General features: G+C 60.6%; 1 protein-coding gene. It reads left to right on the forward strand.

Going from position 1 to position 381, the window contains the following annotated elements:
• The coding region (locus FMN52_RS00005) for an NAD(P)H-dependent oxidoreductase (protein ID WP_162525007.1) at window positions 1–192 on the forward strand (192 nt) is incomplete at its 5' end.
• Between the last annotated feature and the right edge of the window lie 189 nt (window positions 193–381).

Consider the following 381-nt stretch of genomic DNA (forward strand, 5'->3'; position numbering starts at 1 on the left):
GTGCAGATGCTGCTCTGGCCGCTCGCCTACACTTTCCGCTATCTGGGTTTCGACGTCTTGCGCCCCCTGATCGTTCACGGTGTGCATGGCTATCACAAGGGCGCGGCCAAGGATGATCTGGAGAACCGGTTGCGCCGCGACTGGCACAGCATCCCGAGATCCTGTCCCGCTATGACAGCCTGCCGAGACTGACCTTTAACGCGGACAGCGATTTCGAGGACGGGCGTCTGCGCGAGGGTATTCCGGGCCATTCGCTGTTCATAAGGCAGGATCCTTGACCGGGCGACAGCCGCTGCGATCGGTCGTCGTCCGGCGTCGCCAAAAACCCGGCGGACTTTTCCCGCCTTGTCAGGATGACGTGAAACGGAATTCAGCTAGAAT

It is taken from the genome of Marinobacter sp. BW6 (genome assembly GCF_008107725.1).
In the GTDB taxonomy this organism is placed as follows: domain Bacteria; phylum Pseudomonadota; class Gammaproteobacteria; order Pseudomonadales; family Oleiphilaceae; genus Marinobacter.